The sequence below is a fragment of the Luteimonas cucumeris genome (assembly GCF_007830035.1).
In the GTDB taxonomy this organism is placed as follows: domain Bacteria; phylum Pseudomonadota; class Gammaproteobacteria; order Xanthomonadales; family Xanthomonadaceae; genus Luteimonas_C; species Luteimonas_C cucumeris.
In genome coordinates, this window is the sequence record NZ_VLKN01000002.1 from 405,858 (window position 1) to 430,928 (window position 25,071).

The window sequence follows — 25,071 nt, forward strand, 5'->3', positions numbered from 1 at the left end:
AAACCCGGCTCCGGCCGGGTTTTTTGTTGCCTGCGGCCTGCGCCCAAGACGGCCCTGCGGAGCGAAGCTTGCCCCGCACCGCGAGCTACGGATCCCATGGGAAGCACCGTGGGCAGGCCCCTCGGATCCCCTGCGCGCCGAATAACGGACCTTGGGACCGGCAACGCGCTCAGGCGCCATCGGCGGCATCACGCGCTTCGGCCTCGGCCTGGTTCAGCTGATCGAGGAACGCCTGCACCTGCAGCATCACCGCGCGCGTGCCTTCGTGGGCCAGCCCGGAGATCACGAACCACGGCTGCTGCCAGTCCAGTGCCGCGACGATGCGCTCGGCATGGGCCCGGGCATCCTCGGCCGGCAGCAGGTCGGCCTTGTTGAGCAGCAGCCAGCGCGGCTTGCGCATCAGGTCGGCATCGAAACGGGCCAGTTCGCGTTCGATCGCACGCACCTGGTCGACCGCATCGCCGCCGTCCAGCGGCTCGATCTCGACCAAGTGCAGCAACAGGCGCGTGCGCTGGATGTGGCGCAGGAACAGCGCACCCAGCCCGGCGCCCTCGGCCGCGCCTTCGATCAGGCCGGGAATGTCGGCGATCACGAAGCTGCGTCCCGGCTCGACGCTGACCACGCCAAGGTTCGGATACAGCGTGGTGAACGGATAGTCCGCGACCTTGGGCGTCGCCGCCGACACCGCGCGGATCAGCGTGCTCTTGCCGGCGTTGGGAAAGCCGAGCAGGCCGACGTCGGCCAGCAGCTTCAGTTCCAGCATCAGCTCGCGCTGCTCGCCCTCCTCGCCCGACGTGGCGCGACGCGGCGAACGGTTGATCGAGCTCTTGAAATGCATGTTGCCGAGGCCGCCCTTGCCGCCCTTGGCCACCAGCAGGCGATGGCCGTGCTCGGTCAGGTCGCCGATCAGTTCATCGGTACCGACATTGGTGATCGCAGTGCCGACCGGCACGCGGATCACGATGTCGTCGCCGGCCTTGCCATAGCGCTGCTGGCCCATGCCGTTTTCGCCGCGCTGGGCGCGGAAAACCTTCTGGTGGCGGAAGTCGACCAGGGTGTTGAGGTTCTCGTCGGCGACCAGCCAGACGCTGCCGCCATCGCCGCCATCGCCGCCATCCGGACCGCCCAGCGGGATGAACTTCTCGCGACGGAAACCGATGCAGCCGTTGCCGCCGTTGCCTGCGATGACTTGTATTTCGGCTTCGTCGACTAGTTTCATGGGAATGCCGTGATTGGTGATTCGTTATTGGTGATTGGAGGAAGCAACGGTAAGCCTGTCGCGATTCTAGCGATGAGTGTTCCGCACACTTCAGCTTTTGCGAATAACGAATAACGAATCACTTCTTCCAAACAAAAAGCCCCGCACGCGGCGGGGCTTTGTCGCAGCGCAGGCGAATCTTACTCGCCGGCGACCACGCTGACGGTGCGCCGCTTCTTCGGGCCCTTGATCGAGAACTCGACCTTGCCGTCGACCAGCGCGAACAGCGTGTGGTCGCGACCGAGACCGACGTTGGTGCCCGGATGGAACTGGGTACCGCGCTGGCGCACGATGATGTTGCCTGCATCGATGGCCTGGCCGCCGAACATCTTCACGCCCAAGTACTTGGGGTTGGAGTCGCGACCGTTGCGGCTGGAACCTACGCCCTTTTTATGTGCCATGGCGGCTTCTCCTTACTTCTTGTCGCCACCGGCGATGCCGGTGATCTCGATTTCGGTGTAATGCTGCCGGTGGCCCATCTGCTTGCGATGGTGCTTGCGGCGGCGGAACTTGACGATGCGCACCTTGTCGGCACGGCCGTGGGACTTCACGGTGGCCGAAACGGTGGCGCCCTTGAGCGCGTCGCCGAGAGTGACGCCCTCGCCATCGCCGAGCATGAGCACGTTGTCGAACGTGATCTCCTTGCCGGCTTCGGCTTCGAGCTTCTCGACGCGAATCGTCTCGCCCTTCATCACGCGGTACTGCTTACCGCCGGTGACTAGAACTGCGTACATGACCAGACTTCCTCTGTAGTTATTGTGGTCGCTGCCCGCCATCGAGGGCGGACAGAAGCGGAATTGTAGGGGATTCATGGAGTTAGCGTCAACCGGCCGCCTCTCCGGACCCGGGTTCAGGCCCCGCGAGGGCGACAGCCTTCTTGACCCGGGAATAGCGCCTCGACGCGGGGTCCAGTCCACTCGAGGCAAACCCCGGTCGCAAGGCATGAGACGGGCCGGTGGCAGGCTGGCAATCCGGCGATTTGCCCCCAAATCGTTGGCTCGTTACGCTCCCCTGTTGTCCGCGCATCCCTGCGCAAGCCCCGCCTCGGGGCTTTACCTACTTGCTGGACCCTTCGATGGCGATGGACACCATCCGCATCCGCGGAGCCCGTACCCACAACCTGAAGAACCTCGACCTGGACCTGCCCCGCGATCGCCTGATCGTGATCACCGGCCTGTCCGGCTCGGGCAAGTCCTCGCTGGCGTTCGACACGATCTACGCCGAGGGCCAGCGCCGCTACGTCGAGTCGCTGTCGGCCTACGCGCGCCAGTTCCTGAGCGTGATGGAGAAGCCCGACGTCGACCACATCGAGGGTCTGAGCCCGGCGATCTCGATCGAACAGAAATCGACCTCGCACAACCCGCGCTCGACCGTCGGCACGATCACCGAGATCTACGACTACCTGCGCCTGCTGTACGCACGCGTCGGTTTGCCGCGCTGCCCCGACCACGGATATCCGCTGGAAGCGCAGACCGTCAGCCAGATGGTCGATCAGGTGCTGGCGCTGGGCAACGACCCGAAGACCGCCGAGCAGCGCTGGATGCTGCTGGCGCCGGTGGTGCGCGAGCGCAAGGGCGAGCATGCGCAGATCTTCGAACAGCTGCGCGCGCAGGGCTACGTGCGCGTGCGCGTGGACGGCGTACTGTACGAAATGGATGCGCTGCCGACGCTGGCGCTGCGCCAGAAGCACACCATCGAAGCGGTGATCGACCGCTTCAAGGTGCGCGACGACATCAAGCAGCGCCTGACCGAATCGTTCGAGACCGCGCTCAAGCTCGGCGACGGCATGGCCACGGTGCAATCGCTGGACGACGACAAGCATGCGCCGCTGCTGTTCTCGTCCAAATACAGCTGCCCGGTCTGCGATTACTCGCTGCCCGAGCTCGAGCCGCGTCTGTTCTCGTTCAATTCCCCGGTCGGCGCCTGCCCCAGCTGCGACGGCCTGGGCGTGAGCCAGTTCTTCGATCCGGCGCGCGTGGTCGTGCACCCGGAACTGTCGCTGGCCGCCGGTGCGGTGCGCGGCTGGGACCGGCGCAATGCCTACTACTTCCAGCTGATCCAGTCGCTGGCCAAGCACTTCCGCTTCAGCGTCGACACGCCATGGCAGGAACTGTCGCAGGACTCGCAGCAGGCCGTGCTGTACGGCAGCGGCAAGGAAGTGGTTACTTTCAGCTACATCACCGACTCCGGCGGCCGCACCCAGCGCAAGCACAAGTTCGAGGGCATCCTGCCGAACCTGGAGCGGCGCTATCGCGAAACCGAATCCTCCGCGGTGCGCGAGGAACTGGCCAAGTACATCAGCGACCGCCCCTGCGTCGAGTGCGGCGGCGCGCGCCTGAACAAGTCGGCGCGCAACGTCTTCGTCGCCGACAAGCCGCTGCCCGACATCGTGGTGCTGCCGATCGACGAAGCGCTGGCCTTCTTCGGCGGACTCGCCCTGCCCGGTTGGCGTGGCGAGATCGCGGTGAAGATCGTCAAGGAAATCCGCGAACGGCTCAGCTTCCTGGTCGATGTCGGTCTCGATTACCTCACACTGGAACGCAAGGCGGACACGCTGTCCGGCGGCGAGGCACAGCGCATCCGCCTGGCCTCGCAGATCGGCGCCGGCCTGGTCGGCGTGATGTACGTGCTCGACGAACCGTCGATCGGCCTGCACCAGCGCGACAACGAGCGCCTGCTCGGCACGCTGACGCGCCTGCGCGACCTCGGCAACACCGTGATCGTGGTCGAGCACGATGAGGACGCGATCCGCCTGGCCGACCACATCGTCGACATCGGTCCCGGTGCCGGCGTGCACGGCGGCGAGATCGTCGCGCAGGGTTCGTACGCCGACGTGCTGAAGGCGCCGCGTTCGCTGACCGGCCAGTATCTCAGCGGCAAGAAGCGCATCGAGGTACCGAAGCAGCGGCACAAGGCGAACCGCAAGATGATGCTGAAGCTGCAGGGCGCCAGCGGCAACAACCTCAAGAATGTCGACGTCGAGATCCCGGCCGGCCTGTTCACCGCGATCACCGGCGTGTCCGGCTCCGGCAAGTCGACGCTGATCAACGATACGCTGTATGCGCTGGCCGCCAACGAAATCAACGGTGCGTCGCACAAGCCCGCGGCGCATCGCGAAGTGAAAGGCCTGGATCTGTTCGACAAGGTCGTCGATATCGACCAGTCGCCGATCGGCCGCACGCCACGTTCCAATCCGGCCACCTACACCGGCCTGTTCACGCCGTTGCGCGAACTGTTCGCGCAGGTGCCGGAATCGCGCGCGCGCGGCTATTCGCCGGGCCGCTTCAGCTTCAACGTGCGCGGCGGCCGCTGCGAAGCCTGCCAGGGCGACGGCCTGATCAAAGTGGAAATGCACTTCCTGCCCGACGTGTACGTGCCCTGCGACGTCTGCCATGGCAAGCGCTACAACCGCGAGACGCTGGAAATCCTCTACAAAGGCTTCAGCATCCACGACGTGCTGGAGATGACGGTCGAGGATGCGTTGAAACTGTTCGAGCCGGTGCCGAGCATCGCGCGCAAGCTGGAGACGCTGCTCGACGTCGGCCTGAGCTACATCAAGCTCGGTCAGCCGGCGACCACGCTGTCCGGCGGCGAGGCGCAGCGCGTCAAGCTGTCGAAGGAACTGTCGCGGCGCGATACCGGCCGCACGCTATACATCCTCGACGAGCCGACCACCGGCCTGCATTTCCACGACATCGAGCATCTGCTGGCGGTACTGCACAAGCTGCGCGACGACGGCAACACCATCGTGGTGATCGAGCACAACCTCGACGTGATCAAGACCGCCGACTGGGTGATCGACCTGGGCCCGGAAGGCGGCCATCGCGGCGGCGAGATCATTGCCCAGGGCACGCCGGAGGAATTGGCGATGATGCCGCAATCCTATACCGGCCAGTTCCTGGCCAAGACGCTGGGCATGGACAGCAAGCCGGCACGCAGGAAATCCGCGGCATGAGCCTGGACAACGAAAAAGCGTTGTTTCGCATGCCGATCGCGCTGCGCTGGCGCGACCTGGATGCGTTCAACCACGTCAACAATTCCAACTTCCTCACCTATCTGGAGGAAGCGCGGATCCGCTGGTTCGATTCGCTGGGCGAGGAATGGGTGACCGACGCCTTCGCTCCGCTGCTGGCGGCAGTGCAGATGAACTACCGGCAACCGATCCCCTATCCGTCCAGCGTGATCGTCGAACTGTTCGCCGAACGCGTCGGCACGACCAGCGTGACGCTCGGCCATCGCATCGCCAGCGAGGACGGCAGGGTCCTGTATGCGGACGGCCATGTGGTGATGGTGTGGATCGATCGCGCCAGCGGGCGGCCGACGCCGCTGCCGGAACCGGTGCGTCGCGCTTCTTCATCCGTGTAGCGGCGCCCGGTAGCGGCTTCAGCCGCGCACCTGCAGATCAGTTGCGCCAACCATGAAGCTTCCGGTGATCGACCATCTCCGGAAACACCATGTGGCGGAACTGGTTCGGCCCTACGGGGCGGCGGGGTTGCGGACTTCGAATTCGGCCGGCAGCTTGCGGCCATCGGCCAGCGTGAACGCCAGCGTGACCTTGTCGCCGGCCTTCAAGGCCGCATGCGGCTGCATCAGCATCAGGTGCAGGCCGCCGGGCTGCAGCGTGGCCGTGCCATCGGCTGCGATGCGCAATTCCGGAACCGCGCGCATGCGGCTGACGCCGTCGACGACGCGCGTTTCGTGCAGTTCGACGCTGCCATAGGCCGGACTGCTCGCCGACACGACGCTGACCGGATCCGGGCAGCGGTTCTCGATGCGGCCGAAGCCGGCATGCATCGGCATGCCGCCGGGAACCAGGCGGATCCACGCATCGCGTACCTGCGGCGCGCAGTCACGGGCAGCCACTGGCCCGCACAACGCGGCCAGCAGCACGAACAGGGCATGGGCGGTCTTCGACATGCGCCTATGATAACGGCCTGCCTTCATTACGCCATGAACCATGACCGCACTCATTGACCGCATCGATCACGAAACCACCGCCCACGGTCGGATCCGCGAACTCCGCCTGGCGCGACCACCGGTGAACGCGCTGAACCCCACGCTCTGCGATGCCCTGCACAGCGCCGTCGACGATGCGGTCGCCGACGGCGTCGACGGATTGTTACTGAGCGGCGGGCCGAAGGTGTTTTCGGCCGGGCTCGACGTGCCGCATCTGCTCGCATTGCCGGATGGCGCCGCGCTGAAGGCGGCCTGGAAGAGCTTCTTCGACGCCGCGCTGGCGCTCGCGCAGTGCCCCGTGCCGGTGGTTGCAGCGATCGCGGGCCACGCGCCGGCCGGCGGCTGCGTGCTGGCGCTGTGCTGCGATTACCGGGTGATGGCGCGCAGCGAGGATGCCGCGCGGCCGTTCCGCATCGGCCTCAATGAGACCCAAGTCGGACTGGTCGCACCGGAGGGCATCCAGCGCCTGATGCGACGCGTGATCGGCCCCTATCGCGCCGAACGTCTGCTGGTGGCCGGCGAACTGGTCGATGCCGAACGCGCGCTGGCGCTGGGCCTGGTCGACGAGCTGGCTGATCCAGAACAGGTCGCGGCCCGCGCGCGCGCCTGGCTCGAGGCGCTGCTGCAGCTGCCGCGCAAGCCGATGCTGACCACACGCGCATTGGCGCGGGCCGATATGGTTGATGCGTTGCGGCCGGAAAACATCCAGCTCGATCGCTTCATCGATGCCTGGAACGAGCCGGATACGCAGGCGGGTCTGCACGCACTCGTTGCACGGCTTGGCAAATGACGATGCTGCAGATGCGCCCCTGTTGCGAATGTTGTGGCCGCGACATCGCGGCCGAAGCAGGCGATGCGTTCATCTGTTCCTTCGAATGTACCTTCTGCAGCGACTGCAACGCAGGCACCCTGCATGGCCGATGCCCGAACTGCGGTGGCGTGTTGCAGATACGCCCAGCGCGTACCGGCGACGCGCTGCTGCGACATCCCGCATCGACAGAGCGGATCGTGAAGGCAGGCGGTTGCGCGTGATTAACGGTCGCCGGCAGCGACCGGACGCGCCGGATCGCTGATCCAGCCGCTCCACGAACCGGTGAACAGCTTCGCGCCCGGCAATCCGGCGTGCGCCATCGCGAGCAGGTGGTGGCAGGCGGTGACGCCGGAGCCGCACATGGCGACGACCTCGTCCGGCGCATGTCCCTGCAGCAACTCGCGGAATTCGCTCGATAGCTGTTGCGAAGACTTGAAGCGGCCTTCCGCAAGGTTCAATGCGTAGGGGCGATTGCGCGCGCCGGGCACATGCCCGGCAACACGGTCGATCGGCTCGACCTCGCCACGGAACCGCTCGGCCGACCGGGCATCGAGCAGCAGGCCGCCGCGCTCCAGGTGCGACTGGACCTGCAGCGCATCCAGCAACCGCGTCGCATCGAATGCCGCGTCGTAACGGTCGTGCCGGGGCGTCGGAATCTCCACCTGCGTCGGTAATCCCAACTGCTGCCAGCGCGCCCAGCCGCCGTCGAGTACGGCGACGCGCTCATGCCCCAGGCTGCGAAGCAGAAACCACAAGCGCGCCGCATGCGCGCCATCGCCGTCATCGTAGGCAACAACCTGTGTCCGCGGTGAAATACCCCAGCTGCCCAGCCGTACGGTGAAGTCCGCGGCCTCCGGCCAGGGATGGCGCCCCGCGTCCTGCTTGCGATGATCGGACAGATCGCGATCCAGATGCGCGTATACCGCGCCCGGCAGGTGCGAGCGGGCATACGCGCGCTCGCCTGACGCGGTATCGGCCAGCGAGAAACGGCAATCGACGACCACCAGGTCCTCGCGATACAGCGCATCCGCCAGCGTCTCCGCGGAGACCAGCGTGGTCCATCCGGTCATGGCACTTCCTCCAGTCGCTGGCGCAGGTTGTAAAGGATCGACGCGGTCGCGCCCCAGATGCGTTGTTCGGGCGCTTGTTCGTAGCCGAGGTATTCGAGTACGCGGCGCGGACGGCCGCGATATTCGACGTCGATGCCCGCGAGGTTGGCAGGCGTCATCAGATAGTCGAGCGGCACTTCGAACACATCGGCGACCTCGCCCGGGTCCGGTATCGCGATGAAGTCAGGATCCAGCCCGGCCACCACCGGCAACACCCGATAGCCGGTGATGGTCGACAACGGATCCAGATAACCCCACGGCGTCGCCTGTTCGATGCGCAGGCCGATTTCCTCGTGCGCTTCGCGCAAGGCGGCGGCGACCGGATCCGCGTCGCCGGGCTCGATGCGTCCACCCGGAAAACTGACCTGGCCCGCATGCTGGCGCAGCGCTTCGGTACGTCGGGTCAGCACCACCGCAAGGCCGTCGGCGCGCGGTATCAGGCCGATCAGCACCGCCGCCTCGACCGATGCGGCATCCGGCGGCAGCAGGTCCGCAAGCTCGTCGCTGTTCCAGCCCCGCCCCGCCGGTGCCGTGTCCAGAGGATGCAGCGCCCTGCGCAGGCGAGCGGCGTCGATGCGAACCGTCATGGACTACCCGGACTGCGCGACTCGCGGCCGGGCAGCACCGTCTCCATCAGACGCAGGCGCTCGTCATCGCCCATCGTCGCCCAGCGTACGATTTCGTCAAGCGTGCGATGGCAACCGAAGCACAGGCCGTGTTCGTCGATGCTGCAGACCCCGGTGCAGGGGCTGAGCACGGCGCGGAATGTGGCATCCATCGTTTTGATCGTCATCGAACCTTGGTGCAAGGAGCAGAAAAAGTTACGCCGGCATCAGCCGGCGTAACGTGAAGCATGGTTTTTCGAACTGGATCCCGGCTCGCTCATCCTGAGCCTGTCGAAGAACGCCGGGATGACGTTTCGGCAAAGCCGCTCGCGCTATGCGCGAGCGTGTAACGCTTGAAGCATTGGATCCCGGCTTGCGCCGGGATGACGCAATGGCAAAGGCGCTCGCGCTATGCGCGAGCGCGCCATTGCGTCACTTGACGCTGACGAGCTTGACTTCGAAGGCCACCGCCACGTTGGGCGGGAAACCGGTACGCGGATCGGCGCCGAACGCCTTCTCCGGCGGCAGCACGACTTCCCACTTGGAGCCAGCCGGCATCTGCTGCAGCACTTCGCGCATGGCCTGCATGTCGACTTCGCTCAGCTTGACGCTGGGCACGGTCTGCGGCTTGCCCTGGTTCGGATCGGTCGGACGCTGGCCGAAGGGGAACGGGCCGGCCACTTCGAGCGCGACGGTGCTGGCCGTGGTCGGCTTGGCGCCGGTGCCGTTTTCGATCACGCGGTACTGCACGCCACTCGGCAACGCCTTCACGCCGGCCTTGGCCTTGTTCTGGGCCAGGAACTGGTCGCTCTTGGTCTTGTTGGCGGCCGCGTCCTTGTCGAACGCGGCCTTGGCCTGCGCGGCCTTGGCCTGCTGGCGCTTCTGGAAGGCTTCCACGGCCGGACGCAGCTGCTCGATGGCCACGGCCGGCTGCTTCTTGGCGAAGCCATCCTGCACGGCTTTGGTCAGCGTGTTGACGTCGATCGGCTCGCCGGACTCGGCGAGGCTGCGACCGAAGTCATAGCCGAAGTAATAGCTCAACTTGCCTTTCTCGGACGTCGTGTCCTGGGCGCTGGCGGCACCGGCTGTCAGGATCAGGGCCGCAAACGCGGCGGCTAACAAACGCAACTTCATGCAGCGATACCTCCAGATAGGGGCCGTAAATGGCGCGGGGCGGAGAAAACCGCCCCGATTGGAACGGGGTAGGATACCGGCGCGGCGGCTTAACCGCCACTGACGGCAGCCCTGTGACCTTGCCCCGGCGGCGAAGTTCCACGGAGGCCCGTCCCAGCCCCTTTTCCGCCCTTCATCCGAGTCCAAGCATGTCCGAATCCCCGCTGATCCTGGCCGACCGCGGCGCCGTGCGCGTGGTCACCGTGAACCGTCCCGACAAGTTGAACGCGCTCAATGCGGCCACGCTCGACGCGCTGCACGCCGCCTTCGACGCGGCCGCGCAGGACCCGGCCATACGCGTCGTGGTGCTGACCGGCGCCGGACCGAAGGCCTTCGTCGCCGGCGCCGACATCGCCGAGATGTCGGCACTGAGCGCGGTCGAAGGCCGCGACTTCTCGCTGCGCGGCCAGCGCATGATGCGACGCGTGGAGAAGATGCCGAAGCCGGTGATCGCCATGGTCAACGGTTTCGCGCTCGGCGGTGGCCTGGAACTGGCGATGTGCTGTCACCTGCGCATCGCCGCCGACCACGTGAAAGTCGGGCAACCGGAAATCAACCTCGGCCTGATCCCGGGCTTCGGCGGCAGCCAGCGCCTGCTGCGCCTGGCCGGACGCGCGGCCACGCTGGAGCTGTGCCTGACCGGCGCTCCGATCGATGCCGCTCGCGCATTGCAATTGGGCATCGTCAACCGCGTGGTGCCTGCGGCGGACCTGGAAGCCGAGACGATGAAGCTCGCCGGACAACTGGCCAACGCAGCGCCGCTGGCGCTGCGCGGCATGATCGACTGCGTCAACGTCGGCGCCGAATGCGGCATTGAGGAAGGACTGGAGTACGAGTCCGCGCAGTTCGGCCTGATCTTCTCCAGCCAGGACATGCGCGAAGGCACGACTGCGTTTCTCGAGAAGCGCAAGCCGGAGTTCAAGGGCATTTGAGTCTTGGCGGCATTCCCTCCTTCCTGTCGTTCCGGTGAGGCGGGAAGAAGTTTTCGGATGACGCGATGGAAAGCAGGATGACAACAACGGCATGCTCACGTTGCGGCTGCGACGACCCGCGAGGCGCGGTCGCGCATGCCATCGTCACCGCCCTGGCCGATGACGACCTGGACCGGGCCATCGAACTCGGGTTGCTGGGCACTTCGACGTGCGCGCAATGCGGCCCGACATGTCGTACGCATCTGCAACAGGCACGTGCAGCGCGACAGGATGCATTGGCGGCACGCGATCGTTACCGCGCGCGGCAGGCACGCCTGCAACGCCGCGCCGACGCACTGCAGGCGCGGCGATTGGCCGCGGCACCGGCAAGTGCGGCGGCGACCCCGGCATTGCCAACGGCCGCGGCGGCCGCACTCGCCCGCGCCAAGGCCAAGGCAGCGGGAAACGGCACGGCATGAAGCGCAAGGTGGCAGCCAAGCCCGCAGCCGGCGGCCGCGAGGTAATCAGGACGTCGATTCCAATCGGATCGAAGCGACGCAGCAGGACCTTGTCGGCCGCCGAGGTCCACGAGATGTTCGTGCGCCTGTCCGAACTCGATCCCGAACCGACGACGGAGCTGGAATACCGCACACCCTACGAACTGCTGGTCGCGGTGATCCTGTCGGCGCAGGCTACCGATGTCGGCGTCAACAAGGCGACGCGGCGGCTGTTCCCGATCGCCAATACGCCGGCAGCGATGCTGGCGCTGGGCGAGGAAAAGCTGAAGCGCCACATCGCCACCATCGGCCTGTTCAACGCCAAGGCCGCGAACGTGATCGCCATGAGCCGGCTGTTGCTGGATCGCCACGACGGTGAAGTCCCGCATGACCGCGAGGCGCTGGAAGCGCTGCCCGGCGTCGGCCGCAAGACCGCCAACGTCGTGCTCAACACCGCGTTCGGCGAGCCGACCATCGCGGTCGACACGCATATCTTCCGAGTGTCCAATCGCACCGGCCTGGCGCCTGGCCGCAACGTTCGCGAAGTCGAGGACCGCCTGCTCAAGGTCGTACCAGCGGAGTTCCGCCAGAACGCGCATCACTGGCTGATCCTGCACGGCCGCTACGTCTGCAAGGCACGCAAGCCCGACTGCCCGCGCTGCGTCATCCGCGACCTGTGCCGGTATCCCGACAAGACCACGGATTGAATCGTCATCCGCCTGTCATGACGCCGACAGGCAAAGCGGGCACCTTCGCCTGCGCGCGGTGTGACGCTGCGACGGGAAACCGCAGCGACTGTCATCGCAACGAAATATTCACGCCCTAACCTGCGCGGCGACTCTCCACACGCCCGAAGGGCCATACGATGAAACCCACCCCAAGCACCCTGACCCTCGCACTGCTGGCGGCGCTTGCCGCACCTGCCGCGCACGCCGAGATCACGATCGACGTGATTGGCGGCTCCGAAGTCAGCTTCGAAGGCCTGGTCCAGGCAGACGGCAACTGGTACAGCAACGATTTCGCCGACCTCAACGCCGGCGCAGCCGAAGGCAACGGCGGCAATGGCGACAACAGCGAGTTCGAGCTGCGTCGCGCGGAGCTGATCCTCAAGGGCAAGGGCCCGGGCAATTTCGAATGGGTGCTGGGCTACGACGCCAAGGCTGACAAGTACCTCGACGCCAACATCAAGTACAAGATCGGTGGCAATTCCAACCACTTCTTCCAGGTCGGCCAGTACAAGCAGCCGAACAGCATGGAAGAACTGTCATCGACCAAGAACAACGACTTCATCTCCAAGGCCGCGATCACCAACACCTTTGCCGTCGCACGCCGGCTCGGCGTTGCCTACGGCTACGGTGATTCGGACTGGGGCGTGACTGTCAGCGCCTTCGGCCGCGAACTGACCCGCAACCTCGCCCACGGCAGTGGTTACGGCATCCGCGGCTACTGGGCGCCGATCAATGAAAAGGGCAACGTCTTCCACATCGGCCTGTCCTACGCGAGCCTGGACACCGATGCCGACACGATCCGCCTGCGCGCGCGACCGGATGCCGATCTGGCGCTGATCCGCCTGGTCGATACCGGCACGCTGGCCGACGTCGACCGCCAGGCCACCACCGGCATCGAAGGCCTGTGGATCCATGGCCCGTTCAAGGTGCAGGGCGAGTACATGCGCAGCAACGCCGACCGTTACCGCGCCGGCAACACCGACTTCACCGGCAGCGGCGGCTACATCAGCGGCGTCTGGAACATCACTGGCGAGACCTGGGGCTACAAGGCCGGCGTGCCGACCACCGGCCTGCCGGACGATACCGCCAAGGGCATGTGGCAGGTCGGCCTGCGCTACGACAACATCGACCTCAATGACGGTGCCGTGATCGCACCGGTTCCGCCGTCGACGGCCCCCAAGGTCAACGGCGTGCTCGGCGGCGACATGGATACCTATACCCTGGGCGTGAACTACTACTGGCGCTCCAACTTCAAGGTCTCGCTGAACTACGTCAACGTGAGCAGCTCGCGCTTCATCAAGACCACCAGCGGCAATACCTCCGAAGATCCGGCCAACAACAACAGGACCTTCAACCGCGTGGTCGACGACAACCCGCACATCCTCGAGGCTCGCCTGCAGTTCTTCTGGTAAGCATCCACACCCCCGTCGTGGATTGGGCAGGAAGGCGCGACGCGAGTCGCGCCTTTCTTTTTTCCATGCGTCCATGCGCAGCGCGCCGAACAGCGCCTGTCATCTGTTTGCCATCGAACCGACTCGGCCCTGTCACGCAATCGTTATGCAATGCGCATGGGGCGGGCTGGACCCGCATCTTTCCTTCCAGGAGCCAAACCCGTGTTCAACCCGATCAAATACCGCGTCGCCGCCATCGCGCTCGCGACCGTCTTCGCAGGCAACGTCCACGCCGCCGATGTCACCGGCGCCGGCGCCTCGTTCGTATACCCGGTCATGACCAAGTGGTCGGCCGACTACGCCAAGGCCAACGGCAAGCAGGTCAACTACCAGTCGATCGGTTCCGGCGGCGGCATCGCCCAGATCAAGGCCGCGACGGTCGATTTCGGCTCGTCCGACGCACCGCTGAAGCCCGAAGACCTCGCCAAGCACGGCCTGGCGCAGTTTCCGTCGGTGATCGGCGGCGTGGTGCCGGTGATCAACGTGCCGGGCGTCGCGTCCGGCGCGCTGAAGCTGGACGGCGACACGCTGGCCAACATCTTCCTCGGCAAGATCAAGAAGTGGAACGATCCGGCGATCGTCGCGCTCAACGGCGGCGTGCAGCTACCCGACAGCAAGATCACCGTCGTGCATCGTTCCGACGGCTCCGGCACCACCTTCAACTTCGTCAACTACCTGTCCAAGGTCAGCGAAGAGTGGAAGTCCGAAGTCGGCGAAGGCACGTCGGTCAAGTGGCCGACCGGCATCGGCGGCAAGGGCAACGAAGGCGTCGCCGCCTACGTCAAGCAGATCAAGGGCGGCATCGGCTACGTCGAGCTGTCGTACGCACTGCAGAACAAGATGGCGTATGCGCGCCTGAAGAACGCCGACGGCAACTTCGTGCTGCCAAGCGACGAGACCTTCCAGGCCGCCGCCGCCAGCGCCGACTGGGCCGGCGCCCAGGATTTCTACCTGGTGATGACCAACGCGCCGGGCGAGAAGTCATGGCCGATCACCGCCACCAACTTCATCCTGATGTACAAGCAGCCCAAGAACGCGGCCGGTGCGAAGAGCGCCAAGGAATTCTTCAAGTGGGTCTACGCCAATGGCGATGCCCAGGCCAAGGCCCTGGACTACGTTCCGCTGCCCGACGAGCTGGTGCAGCAGATCGAAGCCTACTGGGCGCAGAACATGAATTACTGATCCTCGTTTTGAAGCGGTATTCCCTCCCTACTTGCGCGGGCTTCGGCTCGCGCTTTTTTTTGCGCCTTGGAGCTGGAATATGCCGCACCCGTCCGCGCGTGAGCTGCATCATGACGCTGTCGAACACGACTTGATCCAGGCGACGGCGGAGGTTGTCATTGCACGGATCGCCACGAGCGGACAACATTGCGTGCATGACGTTCAACGTGCCGACAATGGAAATCCAATGAACACCGCGATCTATCACAACCCCGCCTGCGGCACCTCGCGCAACACGCTGGCGCTGATCCGCCACGCCGGCGTCGAGCCGCGTGTGATCGAATACCTGCGGACGCCACCCACGAAGGAAGAACTGGCCGAACTGATCCGCCAGTCCGGCCTCGGCGTGCGCGAGGCGATCCGCCAGAAGGAAGCGCCCTACTTGGAACTGGGCCTGGACGATCCGGACCTCAGTGATGAGCAGCTGCTCGATGCGATGGTGGCCGCGCCGGTGTTGATCCAGCGGCCGTTCGTCGCCACGCCGCTGGGCGTGCGCCTGTGCCGGCCTTCGGAACGGGTGTTGGACATCCTGCTGCCGGTCACGCGGCCGTTTGCCAAGGAAGACGGCGAAGTGGTGATCGATGAACACGGCCGTCGCACGGGTCCCGGCGTTCCTGGTCAATGACCGCTGTCATACGCATGTAACAAAAACATCATTTCATGGCGAGGTCCCGCCGGCAGGCTTGTCGGCAAGCACCTCGGAGCTCGCGCATGAATGCCACCCCCATCCGCCTCGCCGTTCTGGCCCTGTCGACCAGCATGCTGGTCGCGGCCTGCAAGGGCGGCGACAACGCGCCCGCGTCGACCAGTAGCAGCACCGCCGCCACCGACGCTGCGCCAGCCGGCGACCGCAAGGCAGCCACCATCACCGGCGCCGGTGCGACCTTCATCTATCCGCTGCTGTCGAAGTGGTCGGCCGACTACAACCAGCAGACCGGCAACAAGGTCAATTACCAGTCGATCGGTTCCGGCGGCGGCATCGCGCAGATCAAGGCCGGCACCGTCGATTTCGGCTCCAGTGACAAACCGCTGTCGAGCGAGGAACTCGCCGCGGCCGGGCTGGGCCAGTTCCCGTCCGCGATCGGCGGCGTGGTGCCGGTGGTCAATGTCGAAGGCATCGAGCCCGGCAAGCTGCGCCTCACCGGCGCCCTGCTCGGCGATATCTTCCTGGGCAAGATCAGCCACTGGAACGACCCGGCCATCGCCGCGGTGAATCCGGGCGTGGCGCTGCCGGCCGGGAAGATCAACATCGTGCACCGTTCCGACGGCTCCGGCACCACGTTCAACTTTTCCAACTACCTGTCCAAGGTCAACGCCGACTGGAAGGGCAAGGTCGGCGAAGGCACTTCGGTGCAGTGGCCCGGCGGCGTCGGCGGCAAGGGCAACGAAGGCGTGGCCTCGTACGTGAAGCAGATCAAGGGCTCGATCGGCTACGTCGAGCTGGCCTACGCGCTGCAGAACAAGATGGCCTATGTGTCGCTGCAGAATGCCGCTGGCAACTGGGTGCAGCCGAATGCCGAATCGTTCCAGGCCGCTGCTGCGACGGCCGACTGGACCAACGCCCAGGACTTCAACCTGGTCATCACCAACGCGCAGGGCGCGGACGCATGGCCGATCACCGCGACCAATTTCATCCTGATGCACAAGCAGCCAAAGGATGCGCAACGCTCGCAGGACACGCGCACCTTCTTCAAGTGGGCGCTGGAGAACGGCCAACCGCAGGCACAGTCGCTGGATTACGTGCCGCTGCCGGCGGAACTGGTCAAGCAGGTCGAGGCCTACTGGGCGGCTGAATTCAAGTGACGCGGCGGCGCCTTTCGCTACACGAAAGGCCTTTGCCGCCGCGTCATCCCTGCGTCCTTCGACAAGCTCAGGATGAGCGAGCAGGGATCCAGTTTGCTCTTCGATGCAACACCCGCACCTGGATTCCGGCTTCGCTGGAAATGACGGCCTGAAAAAACCGACATGAACGCTACCGCCCTGCCCGTCACCATCGCCCCCACCGGCCGCGACCTGCGCGATGCCCGTGCCGACCGGCTGTTCCGTTATGCGCTCGCCGCTACCGTGGTGTTCGTGCTGGTTGCGCTCACCGGCGCCGCATTGTCGATGCTGTGGGGCGGGCGCGAAGTCCTCGCCAGCCAGGGCCTGGATTTCTTCTTCTCGTCGGAATGGAATCCGGTGGAGAACAAGTACGGCGCGCTCGCGCCAATCTACGGCACCATCGTCACCTCGCTGATCGCGATGCTGATCGCCGTGCCGATCAGCTTCGGAATCGCGTTGTTCCTGACCGAAGTCGCGCCGCGCTGGCTGCGCGGCCCGGTCGGTACCGCGATCGAACTGCTCGCCGGCATCCCCTCGATCATCTACGGTATGTGGGGCCTGTTCGTGCTGGTGCCGGTGATGACGGAGTACGTCACGCCGTGGATCAACGACCATCTCGGCACGCTGCCGTTCATCGGCATCGTCTTCCAGGGTCCACCACTGGGCATCGGCATCCTCACCGCCGGTTTCGTGCTGGCGATCATGGTGATCCCGTTCATCTCCTCGGTGATGCGGGAAGTGTTCCTGACCGTGCCGACCCGACTCAAGGAGTCGGCCTACGCGCTTGGCTCGACGCGCTGGGAAGTCAGCTGGGACATCGTGCTGCCGTATACGCGCTCGGCGGTGATCGGCGGCATCTTCCTCGGCCTCGGCCGCGCGCTCGGCGAAACCATGGCCGTCGCCTTCGTGGTCGGCAACAGCGTGCGACTGTCGCCGTCGCTGCTGGAGCCGGGAACGACCATCGCCGCGCTGATCGCCAACGACTTCGGCGAGGCCACCGAAACCTACCGCTCTGCGCTGCTGCTGCTGGGCTTCGTGCTGTTCATCGTCACGTTCGTGGTACTGGCCATCGCCCGCTTCATGCTGTCGCAACTCTCGCGCCGGGAGGGCAACTGATGGACGCCCATGCCGTCGCCGACCGCCTGTACCGCCGCCGCAAACTGCTCAACGGCTTCGCGCTGGTCATGTCCTGCGTGGCCGCCGTGTTCGGCCTGTGCTTCCTCGCCTGGATTCTGTGGACGTTGATCGCCAAGGGCATCAGCGGCATCGACTGGGCGCTGTTCACGCAGATGACGCCGCCGCCGATGGAGGAAGGTGGCCTGCTCAATGCCTTCTTCGGCAGCGCCGTGATGTGCGCACTGGCGATTTTGATCGGCACGCCGCTGGGCATCGCCGCGGGCACCTGGCTGGCCGAGTACGGCAACGCACGCAAGGCCGGCAACGTGGTGCGCTTCGTCAACGACATCCTGCTGTCGGCACCGTCGATCGTGCTCGGCCTGTTCGTGTACACGCTGCTGGTGATGCAGACCGGTGGCAACTTCTCGGCGCTGGCCGGTGCGATCGCGCTTGCCTTCATCGTGCTGCCGGTAGTGGTGCGCACCACCGACGAGATGCTGCGGCTGGTGCCGGCACAGATGCGCGAAGCGGCACTGTCGCTGGGCGTGCCGCAGTGGAAGGTGATCGTGCAGGTGCTGTACCGCAGCGCCTCCGCCGGCATCGTCACCGGCGTGCTGCTGGCGCTGGCCCGGATCAGTGGCGAGACCGCGCCGCTGCTGTTCACCGCATTCGGCAACCAGTACTGGAACGCCAACATCCTGCAGCCGATGGCCAGCGTGCCGGTGGTGATGAACCAGTTCGCCGGCAGCCCCTATGAATCATGGCAGACGCTGGCCTGGGCCGGTGCGCTGGTGCTGACCTTGTTCGTGTTGCTGGTCAGCCTGGCGGCGCGCGCGATCCTGTTGCGCAACCGCGTCGCCAACGACTGACACATGGATCCGACATGCTCACGCCAACACTCGACAACGCGGCCTGCAAACCTGACCGGAACACCCACTCCATGAACGATCTCCGCACCGCCGATGTCCCGCAACGCATCGCCCTGGCCACGCCGCAACGCGAGGCCGGTGCCGTCTCGCCGGTCAAGATCGCGGCGCGCGGGCTCGACTTCCACTACGACCGGTTCCATGCGCTGAAGTCGATCGACCTGGAAGTGCCGGAAAAGCGCGTGACCGCGCTGATCGGCCCGTCCGGTTGCGGCAAGTCGACGCTGCTGCGCATCTTCAACCGCATCTACGCGCTGTACCCCAAGCAGGTCGCCAGCGGCGAGGTGCTGCTGGACGGCGAGAACATCCTGTCGCCGAAGTACCCGATGAACCGGTTGCGCAGCAAGGTCGGCATGGTGTTCCAGAAGCCGGTGCCGTTCCCGATGACGATCTACGAGAACATCGCCTACGCCATCCGTCACCACGAGAAGATGTCGAAGCCGGACATGGACAACCGTGTCGAACATGCACTGCGCCAGGCGGCGTTGTGGGACGAGGTCAAGGACAAGATGGGCCAGAGCGCGCTCGGCCTGTCCGGCGGCCAGCAGCAGCGCCTGTGCATTGCCCGCGCCGTCGCGCTGCGTCCCGAAGTGCTGTTGCTGGACGAGCCGACCTCGGCGCTGGACCCGATCTCCACCAGCCGCATCGAGCAGCTGGTGGAGGAACTCAAGCAGCACTACACCATCCTGATCGTGACCCACAACATGCAGCAGGCCGCGCGCGTGTCCGACTTCACCGCCTTCATGTACCTGGGCGACCTGATCGAGCACGACACGACCGAGACGATCTTCTCGAATCCTTCGAAGCAGCAGACCGAGGATTACATCACGGGTCGATTCGGCTGATGCCGAATCATGTGATTGGTGATTCGCGATTCGTGATTGGAAGAGCGAAGAACCAGGTTCCTTCCCACCCCGGCCTTTACGAATCACCAATCACCAATCACGAATAACGGCCCTAAAATGACCCAGCCCCACGACCACATCGTGAAAAGCTACGACGAAGAGCAGCAGCGGCTGCACAACGAGATCCTGCGCATGGGCGAGATGTCCGTCGCGCAACTGGAAGCCGCGCTGGACGTGGTCGAGCGCCGCGACGACAAGGCCGCCGAGCGGATCATCGCCAACGACGAAGCCATCGACGCACTCGAGCAGGAGATCAGCCACGACGTGATGCGACTGTCGCTGCGCGGGCCGATGGCCAGCGACCTGCGGGTGATCCTGGCGGCGCTGCGGATCGCGTCGGACATCGAGCGCATCGGCGATTACGCGGCCAACGTCGCCAAGCGTTCGATGGCACTCAACCTGTCGCCGCCGATCCCGCATACACTGGGCCTGCGTGCGCTGGGCGCGCTGGCGGTGCAGCAGCTGCGCGACGTGCTGGCCGCTTACCGGGTGATGGATGTCGAGGCGGCGCAGCGCGTACGGGCGCGCGATGCCGAACTGGATGCGCAGTACACCGGCCTGTTCCGTGAACTGCTGACCTACATGATGGAGGACGCGCGCGCGATCACGCCCTGCACGCACCTGCTGTTCATGGCCAAGAACCTCGAGCGCATCGGCGACCACGCCACCAACATCGCCGAGAACATCTGGTTTCGCGCCCACGGCGAGAGCCTGACCCTGCCGCCGCGCGAGAAGCGCGACGACACCAATACCGTCGCCTGACCCACAGCGGCGTAGGGCGGGCCCAGGCCCGCCGGATCGGATGCGACCAGGATCCCATCCTGGAATCGCTACCGAACCCGATCCGTTATTGCCGAATCATTGTGGCGGGCCGGGGCCCGCCTACGCGTAACCATCCACCTCGATGAATGGCCGCGTCCTTCCGCTCATGCTGGCTTAACCCGCCACTGGCTAGCGTGCGCCGTGCATGGTCTGATCACGTCCACGCAATCACGCGGCCCGTCCGCCATCAAGGGAGGCAATACCCGATGTCCAACCACAAGAAACCCGTCGCCATCGCCCTCGGTACCGCACTTGCCGGCGGACTGGTCCTGTCCGGTTCGGCTTTCGCCGTGCAGCCGCTGGCGCAGGGTTACCTGCTCGGCGCGCAGGACGCCGCTGCCGCGGCCACCGCCGACAAGACCAAGGAAGGCAGCTGTGGCGTCGCTGTCATGGATACCGACAAGGATGGCAAGGTCTCGCGCGCGGAGTTCGATGCCAAGCACACCGACAAGGCCGACGCGGCCAAGTTCACCAAGGCCGATGCCAACAGCGACGGCTTCATCGACGCCACCGAGAGCAAGGCCCACAAGGAAGGCAGCTGTGGCGGCGACAAGAAAGCCGGTGAAGGCAAGTGCGGCGAGGGCAAGTGCGGCGGAGGCATGTAAGACCCCGTGACGCTTGCCGATAACAGCGCAGGCCTGGGATTGCGACGCGCCCTGATGGGCGCGTTGCAGTCTGCGGATGCCGGCGCGATCGATTTCCTCGAGTGCGCGCCGGAAAACTGGATCGGCGTCGGCGGCCGGCTCGGCGACGCGTTCGCAAAATTGAGTTCGCAACATCCGCTGACCTGCCACGGCCTGTCGTTGTCGCTCGGCGGCGTGGAGCCGCTGGACGACACCTTGCTGCAACGGTTGCGTCGTTTCCTGGAGCAGCACCAGGTCGTCCTCTATAGCGAACATCTGAGTTACTGCGCCGATGACGGCCAGTTGTACGACCTGTTGCCGATCCCGTTCACCGACGAGGCCGTCCACCACGTCGCCGCCCGGATCCGCCGCGTGCAGGATGTGCTCGGGCGCCGCATCGCGGTCGAGAACGTCTCCTATTACGCCGCGCCGTACCAGGCCATGGCCGAGGTCGATTTCATCGCCGCCGTGCTGGACGAAGCCGACTGCGACCTGCTGCTGGACGTCAACAACATCTTCGTCAACAGCATCAATCATGGCTACGACGCCGTGGCCTTCCTCGCGCGCATGCCGTCACGACGGATCGCCAGTTACCACATCGCCGGCCACTACGACGAAGCCGAGGACCTGAAGGTCGATACCCATGGCGCGGCAGTGAAGGACGATGTCTGGCAACTGCTGGCCGAAGCCTATCGCATGCACGGCGTGCGCCCGACCCTGCTGGAACGCGATTTCAATTTCCCGCCGCTGTCCGTGCTGCTGGCGGAGATCGAACGGATCCGCGGACTGCAGCATGCCGCGCGCACGCCGGCGGCGGCGCTGCATCATGGCTGAGCCGGCCGCATCGCTGCGTGAGCAGCAGTTCGCGCTGGCGCGGCATGTACGCGATCCGCAAGGGAACCTGCCGCCACCGAGGATCGAGGAGCGTCGCCTAGCAGTCTATCGCGAACTGTTCTACAACAACATCGAAAGCCTGCTGGCCGGCAATTTTCCGGTGATCCGCAAGACCCTCGGCGATGCGGACTGGCATGCGCTGGTCCGAGCTTTCCTGGTAGACCACCGTTGCCGCACGCCATTGTTTACCGAAATCGGACGCGAACTCATCCGTTTCCTCGACGAACGGCTGCAGGCCGACCACAGCGATCCGCCGTGGCTGGCCGAACTGGCGCATTACGAATGGGTCGAACTGGCGCTGCAGATTTCCGACGAGACCCTGCCGCCGCACGATCCGCTAGGCGACCTGCTGCAAGGTCGGCCACTGATATCGCCGCAGGCATGGATCATGGGCTATCGCTGGCCGGTGCAGCGCATCGGCCCCGACCATCGCCCCGCTGTCGCTCCGGAAAACCCGACCTTGCTGCTGGTGCGACGCGATGACCAGGGCGACGTGCATTTCGCAGAAATCTCGCCGCTGGTATACCGCCTGCTCGCACTGCTGGACGAAAGCGACGGACGAAGCGGACGGGAAGCGTTGATGCGACTGGCACAGGAAGCCGGCGCCACGGACATCGACGCCTTCCTGGCCGACGGCCTGCGGATGCTGGAGCAACTGCGCTGCGAAGGCACGCTGATCGGCACGCAATCGCGGTAACGGATACACTTGCGCGCCCCAGCGACGCCGGACGCAGCGCCAACCTCTGCTAGGCTTGTCGGATGACGCAAGCCGATCCCACTTCCCGCTTCCGCAAGATGTCCGAGCGTTTCCGCGGCTACCTGCCGGTAGTGGTGGACGTGGAAACCGGAGGCTTCGACTGGAATCGCCACGCGCTTCTCGAGATCGCCGTGGTGCCGATCGAACTCGACGAAGCCGGCCGCTATGTCTGCGGCGCCACCACCGGCGCGCACGTGATGCCTGCGCCCGGCACCGAAATCGATCCGAAATCGCTGGAAGTGACCGGCATCGACATCGACCATCCGTTTCGCGACGCCAAGCCGGAACGCGATGCATTGGACATCGTATTCGCGCCGGTGCGCGAGGCGGTGCGCCGGCATGGCTGCCAGCGCGCGATCCTGGTCGGACACAACGCGCATTTCGACCTGAACTTCCTCAACGCCGCGGTCGCGCGCAGCGGTCACAAGCGCAATCCGTTCCATCCGTTCAGCGTGTTCGACACGGTCACGCTGGCCGGCATCGCCTACGGCCAGACCGTGCTCGCACGCGCGGTGCAGGCGGCCGGCTATACCTGGAACAGCGACGAGGCGCACTCGGCGGTCTACGACGCCGAGCGCACCGCGCAGGTGTTCTGCAGGATCGCCAACAGCTGGCCGGCGCCGGCAGCAACATCGCCGCAGGAACGCCTGCCGAACAGCGGCTGATCGAGCACTCCGCGGTGCTGCACCACGACTTTACGTGGCCCTCGACAGCTGCGCGACAAGTCACGCTTTACAAACGAAATGCGCTGCAGTCACCTGCACGCAATCAATGCGTAGCCAACTTCAGGCCGATGATGCCCGCCACGATCAGTCCGAGGCTGATCAGGCGGCCCGGGTTGGACGGCTCACCCAGCAGCACGATGCCCAGTATTGCGGTGCCGACCGCACCGACGCCGACCCATACCGCATAGGCCGTGCCCACCGGCAGCGATTTCATCGCCACGCCGAGCAGGCCGAGGCTGATCGTCATCGCCGCGACGGTGCCAACGGTTGGCCAAAGGCGGGTGAAACCATCGGTATATTTCAGGCCGATCGCCCATCCGATCTCGAACAGGCCGGCGAGCACGAGGATGATCCAGGGCATGGAATCTCTCCATTCGATGGGGCCGTCCCCGTTTGAGATGGAGCGGCGGGGTCGTCCCCGCTTCCTGACGGCGGGCATGCTCTCACACCGGTAGCGATGGAATTTGACCGGCATGTAACCGGCGTTTGCGAAGGAACCCGTGGTCCCCGATGGCGCGACATGCACGCCGTCCGCAAGGAATACCTGGGTCAAAGCATGCCGTAGCGTGCGATGCGCACGAACGGCCCGATCGTGCGCACAGCGCACGCTACATTCCTGGCGTCTTTGGCACGCCTTTGCCCTTCACCGTGCGCACCAGGCCGTACACGGTGATCACGATCCACGCCACCATCAGCAGGCACACCGCCAGGTTGAACTTGTTGTACAGCGAAGCGAGCACGCCGACCGCTCCGAACAGGTTCAACAGCTGGTACAGCAGGCCGTTGCCGCGCAGCTTTTCCGCCTGTAGCAGGAAATAGGCGAGCAACACCAGCAACGTGCCCAGGATGCCGACCCAGTCATACCATTGCAGGTTCATGCAACCTCCCTCCGCGGCTCAGGACGTACGCTGCCGCACCGCTTCGAACAGGGTGACGCCGGTCGCCACTGATACGTTAAGGCTTTCCACGCCCTGCCCGCCATCGGCGCCGGGCATCGGGATCGTGACCAGCTGGTCGCAATGCTCGCGCGTCAGCCGACGCAAGCCATCTGCTTCGCCACCGAGCACCAGCGCGACGTTGCCGCGCAGGTCGATCGAATACAGCGAGGCAGTCGCCTCGCCCGCCAGTCCGTAGATCCACACACCGAGCTGCTGCAGGTCGCGCAGGCAGCGTGCGAGGTTGGTCGCACGGATCACCAGCACGCTGTCGGCCGCGCCGGCGGAAGTCTTGCGCACGGTGGCGTTGACCTGCACCGCCTTGTCCTTCGGGATCACCACCGCCGTAGCGCCGGCGGCCGCGGCGCTACGCAGGCAGGCGCCGAGGTTGTGCGGATCCTGCACGCCGTCGAGAACCAGAATCAGCGCTTTGCCCTGGGCCGCTTCGACCAGCGCCGGCAACTCGTCCTCGCTCCAGGTCCTGGCCGCGGCATAACGCGCAACCACGCCCTGGTGGCGCAGTCCACCGGTCACGCCATCCAGCGCCTGCTGCGCGACGCGGCGCACGTCGATGCCCTTGCGCCGCGCGTTCTCCTCGATTTCGGTCAGGCGCGAATTCCTGCCGCCCGCCTCGACCAGCACTTCGCGGACGTTGTCGGCGTCATGCTCCACCGCCGCGGCGACCGCGTTGATGCCAGCGATCCATTGGTTCTGTTTGCTCATTCGTGATTCGAGATTGGTGATTAGTGATTGGCGATCGGTGGAAGCGGGAGGATGGATCGTGGCAGGTGGGCCCTCTGTCGAATCACCCACCACCAATCACGAAT

General features: G+C 65.5%; 28 protein-coding genes and 1 pseudogene. 19 read left to right on the forward strand and 10 right to left on the reverse strand.

All coding sequences use genetic code 11. The features are described 5' to 3' along the window. Window positions 1-169: 169 nt before the first annotated feature. From cgtA to rplU, 3 genes are all read right to left on the reverse strand, one after another. Complete coding sequence (gene cgtA, locus IP90_RS05005) at window positions 170-1,219, reverse strand: Obg family GTPase CgtA (protein WP_144898515.1); 1,050 nt, start codon at window positions 1,217-1,219, stop codon at window positions 170-172. A 179-nt stretch (window positions 1,220-1,398) separates the two neighbouring features. Continuing rightward, on the reverse strand, window positions 1,399-1,659 hold the full coding sequence (rpmA, locus tag IP90_RS05010; RefSeq protein WP_144898516.1) for a 50S ribosomal protein L27: 261 nt from the start codon (window positions 1,657-1,659) through the stop codon (window positions 1,399-1,401). A gap of 12 nt (window positions 1,660-1,671) precedes the next feature. Continuing rightward, on the reverse strand, window positions 1,672-1,992 hold the full coding sequence (rplU, locus tag IP90_RS05015) for a 50S ribosomal protein L21 (RefSeq protein WP_144898517.1): 321 nt from the start codon (window positions 1,990-1,992) through the stop codon (window positions 1,672-1,674). Between the two features lie 341 nt (window positions 1,993-2,333). Here rplU and uvrA point away from each other — a divergent pair, with 341 nt between their 5' ends. Both uvrA and IP90_RS05025 read left to right on the forward strand, forming a co-directional pair. Beyond that, on the forward strand, window positions 2,334-5,213 hold the full coding sequence (uvrA, locus tag IP90_RS05020) for an excinuclease ABC subunit UvrA (protein ID WP_144898518.1): 2,880 nt from the start codon (window positions 2,334-2,336) through the stop codon (window positions 5,211-5,213). Then, window positions 5,210-5,623 carry an acyl-CoA thioesterase gene (locus IP90_RS05025; protein ID WP_144898519.1) on the forward strand — a complete coding sequence of 138 codons (414 nt, stop codon included), beginning with the start codon at window positions 5,210-5,212 and terminating at the stop codon, window positions 5,621-5,623. Before uvrA ends, IP90_RS05025 begins: the two co-directional genes overlap by 4 nt. Before the next feature lie 111 nt (window positions 5,624-5,734). Here IP90_RS05025 and IP90_RS05030 read toward each other — a convergent pair whose 3' ends face one another. Beyond that, a complete protein-coding gene (locus tag IP90_RS05030) occupies window positions 5,735-6,175 on the reverse strand; it encodes a copper chaperone PCu(A)C (protein ID WP_144898520.1) in 441 nt (146 codons plus the stop codon). Window positions 6,176-6,215: 40 nt separating this feature from the next. On the opposite strand from IP90_RS05030, the gene IP90_RS05035 reads away from it, so the two are divergent. Next, window positions 6,216-7,004, forward strand: a complete 789-nt coding sequence (locus tag IP90_RS05035) for an enoyl-CoA hydratase/isomerase family protein (protein ID WP_144898521.1) — start codon at window positions 6,216-6,218, stop codon at window positions 7,002-7,004. An 11-nt stretch (window positions 7,005-7,015) separates the two neighbouring features. Beyond that, window positions 7,016-7,246, forward strand: a complete 231-nt coding sequence (locus IP90_RS05040) for a DUF1272 domain-containing protein (protein WP_242007501.1) — start codon at window positions 7,016-7,018, stop codon at window positions 7,244-7,246. On the opposite strand, the gene IP90_RS05045 is transcribed toward IP90_RS05040, so the two are convergent. From IP90_RS05045 to IP90_RS05055, 3 genes and pseudogenes are all read right to left on the reverse strand, one after another. Then, entirely contained in the window at window positions 7,247-8,095 is an 849-nt protein-coding gene (locus IP90_RS05045; protein WP_144898522.1) for a sulfurtransferase, read from the reverse strand. It abuts the gene before it with no gap. Continuing rightward, window positions 8,092-8,912 (reverse strand): annotated as a pseudogene (locus IP90_RS05050) (NUDIX hydrolase). Before IP90_RS05050 ends, IP90_RS05045 begins: the two are co-directional and overlap by 4 nt. A gap of 259 nt (window positions 8,913-9,171) precedes the next feature. After that, a complete protein-coding gene (locus IP90_RS05055; protein ID WP_144898523.1) occupies window positions 9,172-9,873 on the reverse strand; it encodes an FKBP-type peptidyl-prolyl cis-trans isomerase N-terminal domain-containing protein in 702 nt (233 codons plus the stop codon). Window positions 9,874-10,061: 188 nt separating this feature from the next. Here IP90_RS05055 and IP90_RS05060 point away from each other — a divergent pair, with 188 nt between their 5' ends. The 15 genes from IP90_RS05060 to rnt all read left to right on the forward strand — a co-directional run bounded on the left by IP90_RS05060 (window position 10,062) and on the right by rnt (window position 23,249). Further along, complete coding sequence (locus IP90_RS05060; RefSeq protein ID WP_144898524.1) at window positions 10,062-10,844, forward strand: enoyl-CoA hydratase/isomerase family protein; 783 nt, start codon at window positions 10,062-10,064, stop codon at window positions 10,842-10,844. A gap of 77 nt (window positions 10,845-10,921) precedes the next feature. Continuing rightward, window positions 10,922-11,302: a hypothetical protein gene (locus tag IP90_RS05065; RefSeq protein ID WP_199753397.1), complete on the forward strand. Its 381-nt coding sequence runs from the start codon at window positions 10,922-10,924 to the stop codon at window positions 11,300-11,302. 113 nt (window positions 11,303-11,415) lie between these two features. Then, window positions 11,416-12,027 (forward strand): endonuclease III, encoded by a 612-nt coding sequence (gene nth, locus IP90_RS05070; RefSeq protein WP_242007502.1) that lies wholly within the window; start codon window positions 11,416-11,418, stop codon window positions 12,025-12,027. A 158-nt stretch (window positions 12,028-12,185) separates the two neighbouring features. Continuing rightward, window positions 12,186-13,460, forward strand: a complete 1,275-nt coding sequence (locus tag IP90_RS05075) for an OprO/OprP family phosphate-selective porin (RefSeq protein ID WP_144898526.1) — start codon at window positions 12,186-12,188, stop codon at window positions 13,458-13,460. 156 nt (window positions 13,461-13,616) lie between these two features. Further along, window positions 13,617-14,681 (forward strand): phosphate ABC transporter substrate-binding protein PstS, encoded by a 1,065-nt coding sequence (gene pstS / locus IP90_RS05080; RefSeq protein WP_199753398.1) that lies wholly within the window; start codon window positions 13,617-13,619, stop codon window positions 14,679-14,681. Window positions 14,682-14,907: 226 nt separating this feature from the next. Next, on the forward strand, window positions 14,908-15,345 hold the full coding sequence (gene arsC / locus IP90_RS05085; RefSeq protein WP_144898528.1) for an arsenate reductase (glutaredoxin): 438 nt from the start codon (window positions 14,908-14,910) through the stop codon (window positions 15,343-15,345). Window positions 15,346-15,431: 86 nt separating this feature from the next. Further along, window positions 15,432-16,523 carry a phosphate ABC transporter substrate-binding protein PstS gene (gene pstS / locus IP90_RS05090; protein ID WP_144898529.1) on the forward strand — a complete coding sequence of 364 codons (1,092 nt, stop codon included), beginning with the start codon at window positions 15,432-15,434 and terminating at the stop codon, window positions 16,521-16,523. A gap of 162 nt (window positions 16,524-16,685) precedes the next feature. Beyond that, window positions 16,686-17,657, forward strand: coding sequence for a phosphate ABC transporter permease subunit PstC (gene pstC / locus IP90_RS05095; RefSeq protein ID WP_144898530.1), 972 nt, complete (start codon window positions 16,686-16,688; stop codon window positions 17,655-17,657). Further along, entirely contained in the window at window positions 17,657-18,526 is an 870-nt protein-coding gene (gene pstA / locus IP90_RS05100; protein WP_144898531.1) for a phosphate ABC transporter permease PstA, read from the forward strand. The genes pstC and pstA overlap by 1 nt, the downstream gene beginning before the upstream one ends. Window positions 18,527-18,597: 71 nt before the next feature. After that, entirely contained in the window at window positions 18,598-19,428 is an 831-nt protein-coding gene (pstB, locus tag IP90_RS05105; protein WP_144898532.1) for a phosphate ABC transporter ATP-binding protein PstB, read from the forward strand. A 117-nt stretch (window positions 19,429-19,545) separates the two neighbouring features. After that, window positions 19,546-20,250, forward strand: coding sequence for a phosphate signaling complex protein PhoU (gene phoU / locus IP90_RS05110; protein ID WP_144898533.1), 705 nt, complete (start codon window positions 19,546-19,548; stop codon window positions 20,248-20,250). Between the two features lie 266 nt (window positions 20,251-20,516). Next, window positions 20,517-20,915 carry an HvfA family oxazolone/thioamide-modified RiPP metallophore gene (locus tag IP90_RS05115; RefSeq protein ID WP_144898534.1) on the forward strand — a complete coding sequence of 133 codons (399 nt, stop codon included), beginning with the start codon at window positions 20,517-20,519 and terminating at the stop codon, window positions 20,913-20,915. Window positions 20,916-20,921: 6 nt separating this feature from the next. Beyond that, window positions 20,922-21,767: an HvfB family MNIO-type RiPP peptide maturase gene (locus tag IP90_RS05120; protein ID WP_144898535.1), complete on the forward strand. Its 846-nt coding sequence runs from the start codon at window positions 20,922-20,924 to the stop codon at window positions 21,765-21,767. After that, window positions 21,760-22,524, forward strand: a complete 765-nt coding sequence (locus IP90_RS05125; RefSeq protein ID WP_144898536.1) for an HvfC family RiPP maturation protein — start codon at window positions 21,760-21,762, stop codon at window positions 22,522-22,524. Before IP90_RS05120 ends, IP90_RS05125 begins: the two co-directional genes overlap by 8 nt. A 62-nt stretch (window positions 22,525-22,586) precedes the next feature. Continuing rightward, complete coding sequence (rnt, locus tag IP90_RS05130; RefSeq protein ID WP_144898537.1) at window positions 22,587-23,249, forward strand: ribonuclease T; 663 nt, start codon at window positions 22,587-22,589, stop codon at window positions 23,247-23,249. A 103-nt stretch (window positions 23,250-23,352) separates the two neighbouring features. On the opposite strand, the gene sugE is transcribed toward rnt, so the two are convergent. The 3 genes from sugE to rlmB all read right to left on the reverse strand — a co-directional run bounded on the left by sugE (window position 23,353) and on the right by rlmB (window position 24,967). Beyond that, window positions 23,353-23,670: a quaternary ammonium compound efflux SMR transporter SugE gene (gene sugE, locus IP90_RS05135; protein WP_144898538.1), complete on the reverse strand. Its 318-nt coding sequence runs from the start codon at window positions 23,668-23,670 to the stop codon at window positions 23,353-23,355. A gap of 247 nt (window positions 23,671-23,917) precedes the next feature. Beyond that, on the reverse strand, window positions 23,918-24,187 hold the full coding sequence (locus tag IP90_RS05140) for a CBU_0592 family membrane protein (protein ID WP_144898539.1): 270 nt from the start codon (window positions 24,185-24,187) through the stop codon (window positions 23,918-23,920). An 18-nt stretch (window positions 24,188-24,205) separates the two neighbouring features. After that, window positions 24,206-24,967 carry a 23S rRNA (guanosine(2251)-2'-O)-methyltransferase RlmB gene (gene rlmB / locus IP90_RS05145; protein ID WP_144898540.1) on the reverse strand — a complete coding sequence of 254 codons (762 nt, stop codon included), beginning with the start codon at window positions 24,965-24,967 and terminating at the stop codon, window positions 24,206-24,208. Between the last annotated feature and the right edge of the window lie 104 nt (window positions 24,968-25,071).

Excerpts from the sequence above, each read along its gene's own strand:
- cgtA (WP_144898515.1), bottom strand. The coding sequence starts at position 1,219 with ATGAAACTAGTCGACGAAGCCGAAATACAAGTCATCGCAGGCAACGGC.
- rpmA (WP_144898516.1), bottom strand. The coding sequence starts at position 1,659 with ATGGCACATAAAAAGGGCGTAGGTTCCAGCCGCAACGGTCGCGACTCC.
- rplU (WP_144898517.1), bottom strand. The coding sequence starts at position 1,992 with ATGTACGCAGTTCTAGTCACCGGCGGTAAGCAGTACCGCGTGATGAAG.
- uvrA (WP_144898518.1), top strand. The coding sequence starts at position 2,334 with ATGGCGATGGACACCATCCGCATCCGCGGAGCCCGTACCCACAACCTG.
- IP90_RS05025 (WP_144898519.1), top strand. The coding sequence starts at position 5,210 with ATGAGCCTGGACAACGAAAAAGCGTTGTTTCGCATGCCGATCGCGCTG.
- IP90_RS05030 (WP_144898520.1), bottom strand. The coding sequence starts at position 6,175 with ATGTCGAAGACCGCCCATGCCCTGTTCGTGCTGCTGGCCGCGTTGTGC.
- IP90_RS05035 (WP_144898521.1), top strand. The coding sequence starts at position 6,216 with ATGACCGCACTCATTGACCGCATCGATCACGAAACCACCGCCCACGGT.
- IP90_RS05040 (WP_242007501.1), top strand. The coding sequence starts at position 7,016 with ATGCGCCCCTGTTGCGAATGTTGTGGCCGCGACATCGCGGCCGAAGCA.
- IP90_RS05045 (WP_144898522.1), bottom strand. The coding sequence starts at position 8,095 with ATGACCGGATGGACCACGCTGGTCTCCGCGGAGACGCTGGCGGATGCG.
- IP90_RS05055 (WP_144898523.1), bottom strand. The coding sequence starts at position 9,873 with ATGAAGTTGCGTTTGTTAGCCGCCGCGTTTGCGGCCCTGATCCTGACA.
- IP90_RS05060 (WP_144898524.1), top strand. The coding sequence starts at position 10,062 with ATGTCCGAATCCCCGCTGATCCTGGCCGACCGCGGCGCCGTGCGCGTG.
- IP90_RS05065 (WP_199753397.1), top strand. The coding sequence starts at position 10,922 with ATGACAACAACGGCATGCTCACGTTGCGGCTGCGACGACCCGCGAGGC.
- nth (WP_242007502.1), top strand. The coding sequence starts at position 11,416 with ATGTTCGTGCGCCTGTCCGAACTCGATCCCGAACCGACGACGGAGCTG.
- IP90_RS05075 (WP_144898526.1), top strand. The coding sequence starts at position 12,186 with ATGAAACCCACCCCAAGCACCCTGACCCTCGCACTGCTGGCGGCGCTT.
- pstS (WP_199753398.1), top strand. The coding sequence starts at position 13,617 with ATGGGGCGGGCTGGACCCGCATCTTTCCTTCCAGGAGCCAAACCCGTG.
- arsC (WP_144898528.1), top strand. The coding sequence starts at position 14,908 with ATGAACACCGCGATCTATCACAACCCCGCCTGCGGCACCTCGCGCAAC.
- pstS (WP_144898529.1), top strand. The coding sequence starts at position 15,432 with ATGAATGCCACCCCCATCCGCCTCGCCGTTCTGGCCCTGTCGACCAGC.
- pstC (WP_144898530.1), top strand. The coding sequence starts at position 16,686 with ATGAACGCTACCGCCCTGCCCGTCACCATCGCCCCCACCGGCCGCGAC.
- pstA (WP_144898531.1), top strand. The coding sequence starts at position 17,657 with ATGGACGCCCATGCCGTCGCCGACCGCCTGTACCGCCGCCGCAAACTG.
- pstB (WP_144898532.1), top strand. The coding sequence starts at position 18,598 with ATGAACGATCTCCGCACCGCCGATGTCCCGCAACGCATCGCCCTGGCC.
- phoU (WP_144898533.1), top strand. The coding sequence starts at position 19,546 with ATGACCCAGCCCCACGACCACATCGTGAAAAGCTACGACGAAGAGCAG.
- IP90_RS05115 (WP_144898534.1), top strand. The coding sequence starts at position 20,517 with ATGTCCAACCACAAGAAACCCGTCGCCATCGCCCTCGGTACCGCACTT.
- IP90_RS05125 (WP_144898536.1), top strand. The coding sequence starts at position 21,760 with ATGGCTGAGCCGGCCGCATCGCTGCGTGAGCAGCAGTTCGCGCTGGCG.
- rnt (WP_144898537.1), top strand. The coding sequence starts at position 22,587 with ATGACGCAAGCCGATCCCACTTCCCGCTTCCGCAAGATGTCCGAGCGT.
- sugE (WP_144898538.1), bottom strand. The coding sequence starts at position 23,670 with ATGCCCTGGATCATCCTCGTGCTCGCCGGCCTGTTCGAGATCGGATGG.
- IP90_RS05140 (WP_144898539.1), bottom strand. The coding sequence starts at position 24,187 with ATGAACCTGCAATGGTATGACTGGGTCGGCATCCTGGGCACGTTGCTG.
- rlmB (WP_144898540.1), bottom strand. The coding sequence starts at position 24,967 with ATGAGCAAACAGAACCAATGGATCGCTGGCATCAACGCGGTCGCCGCG.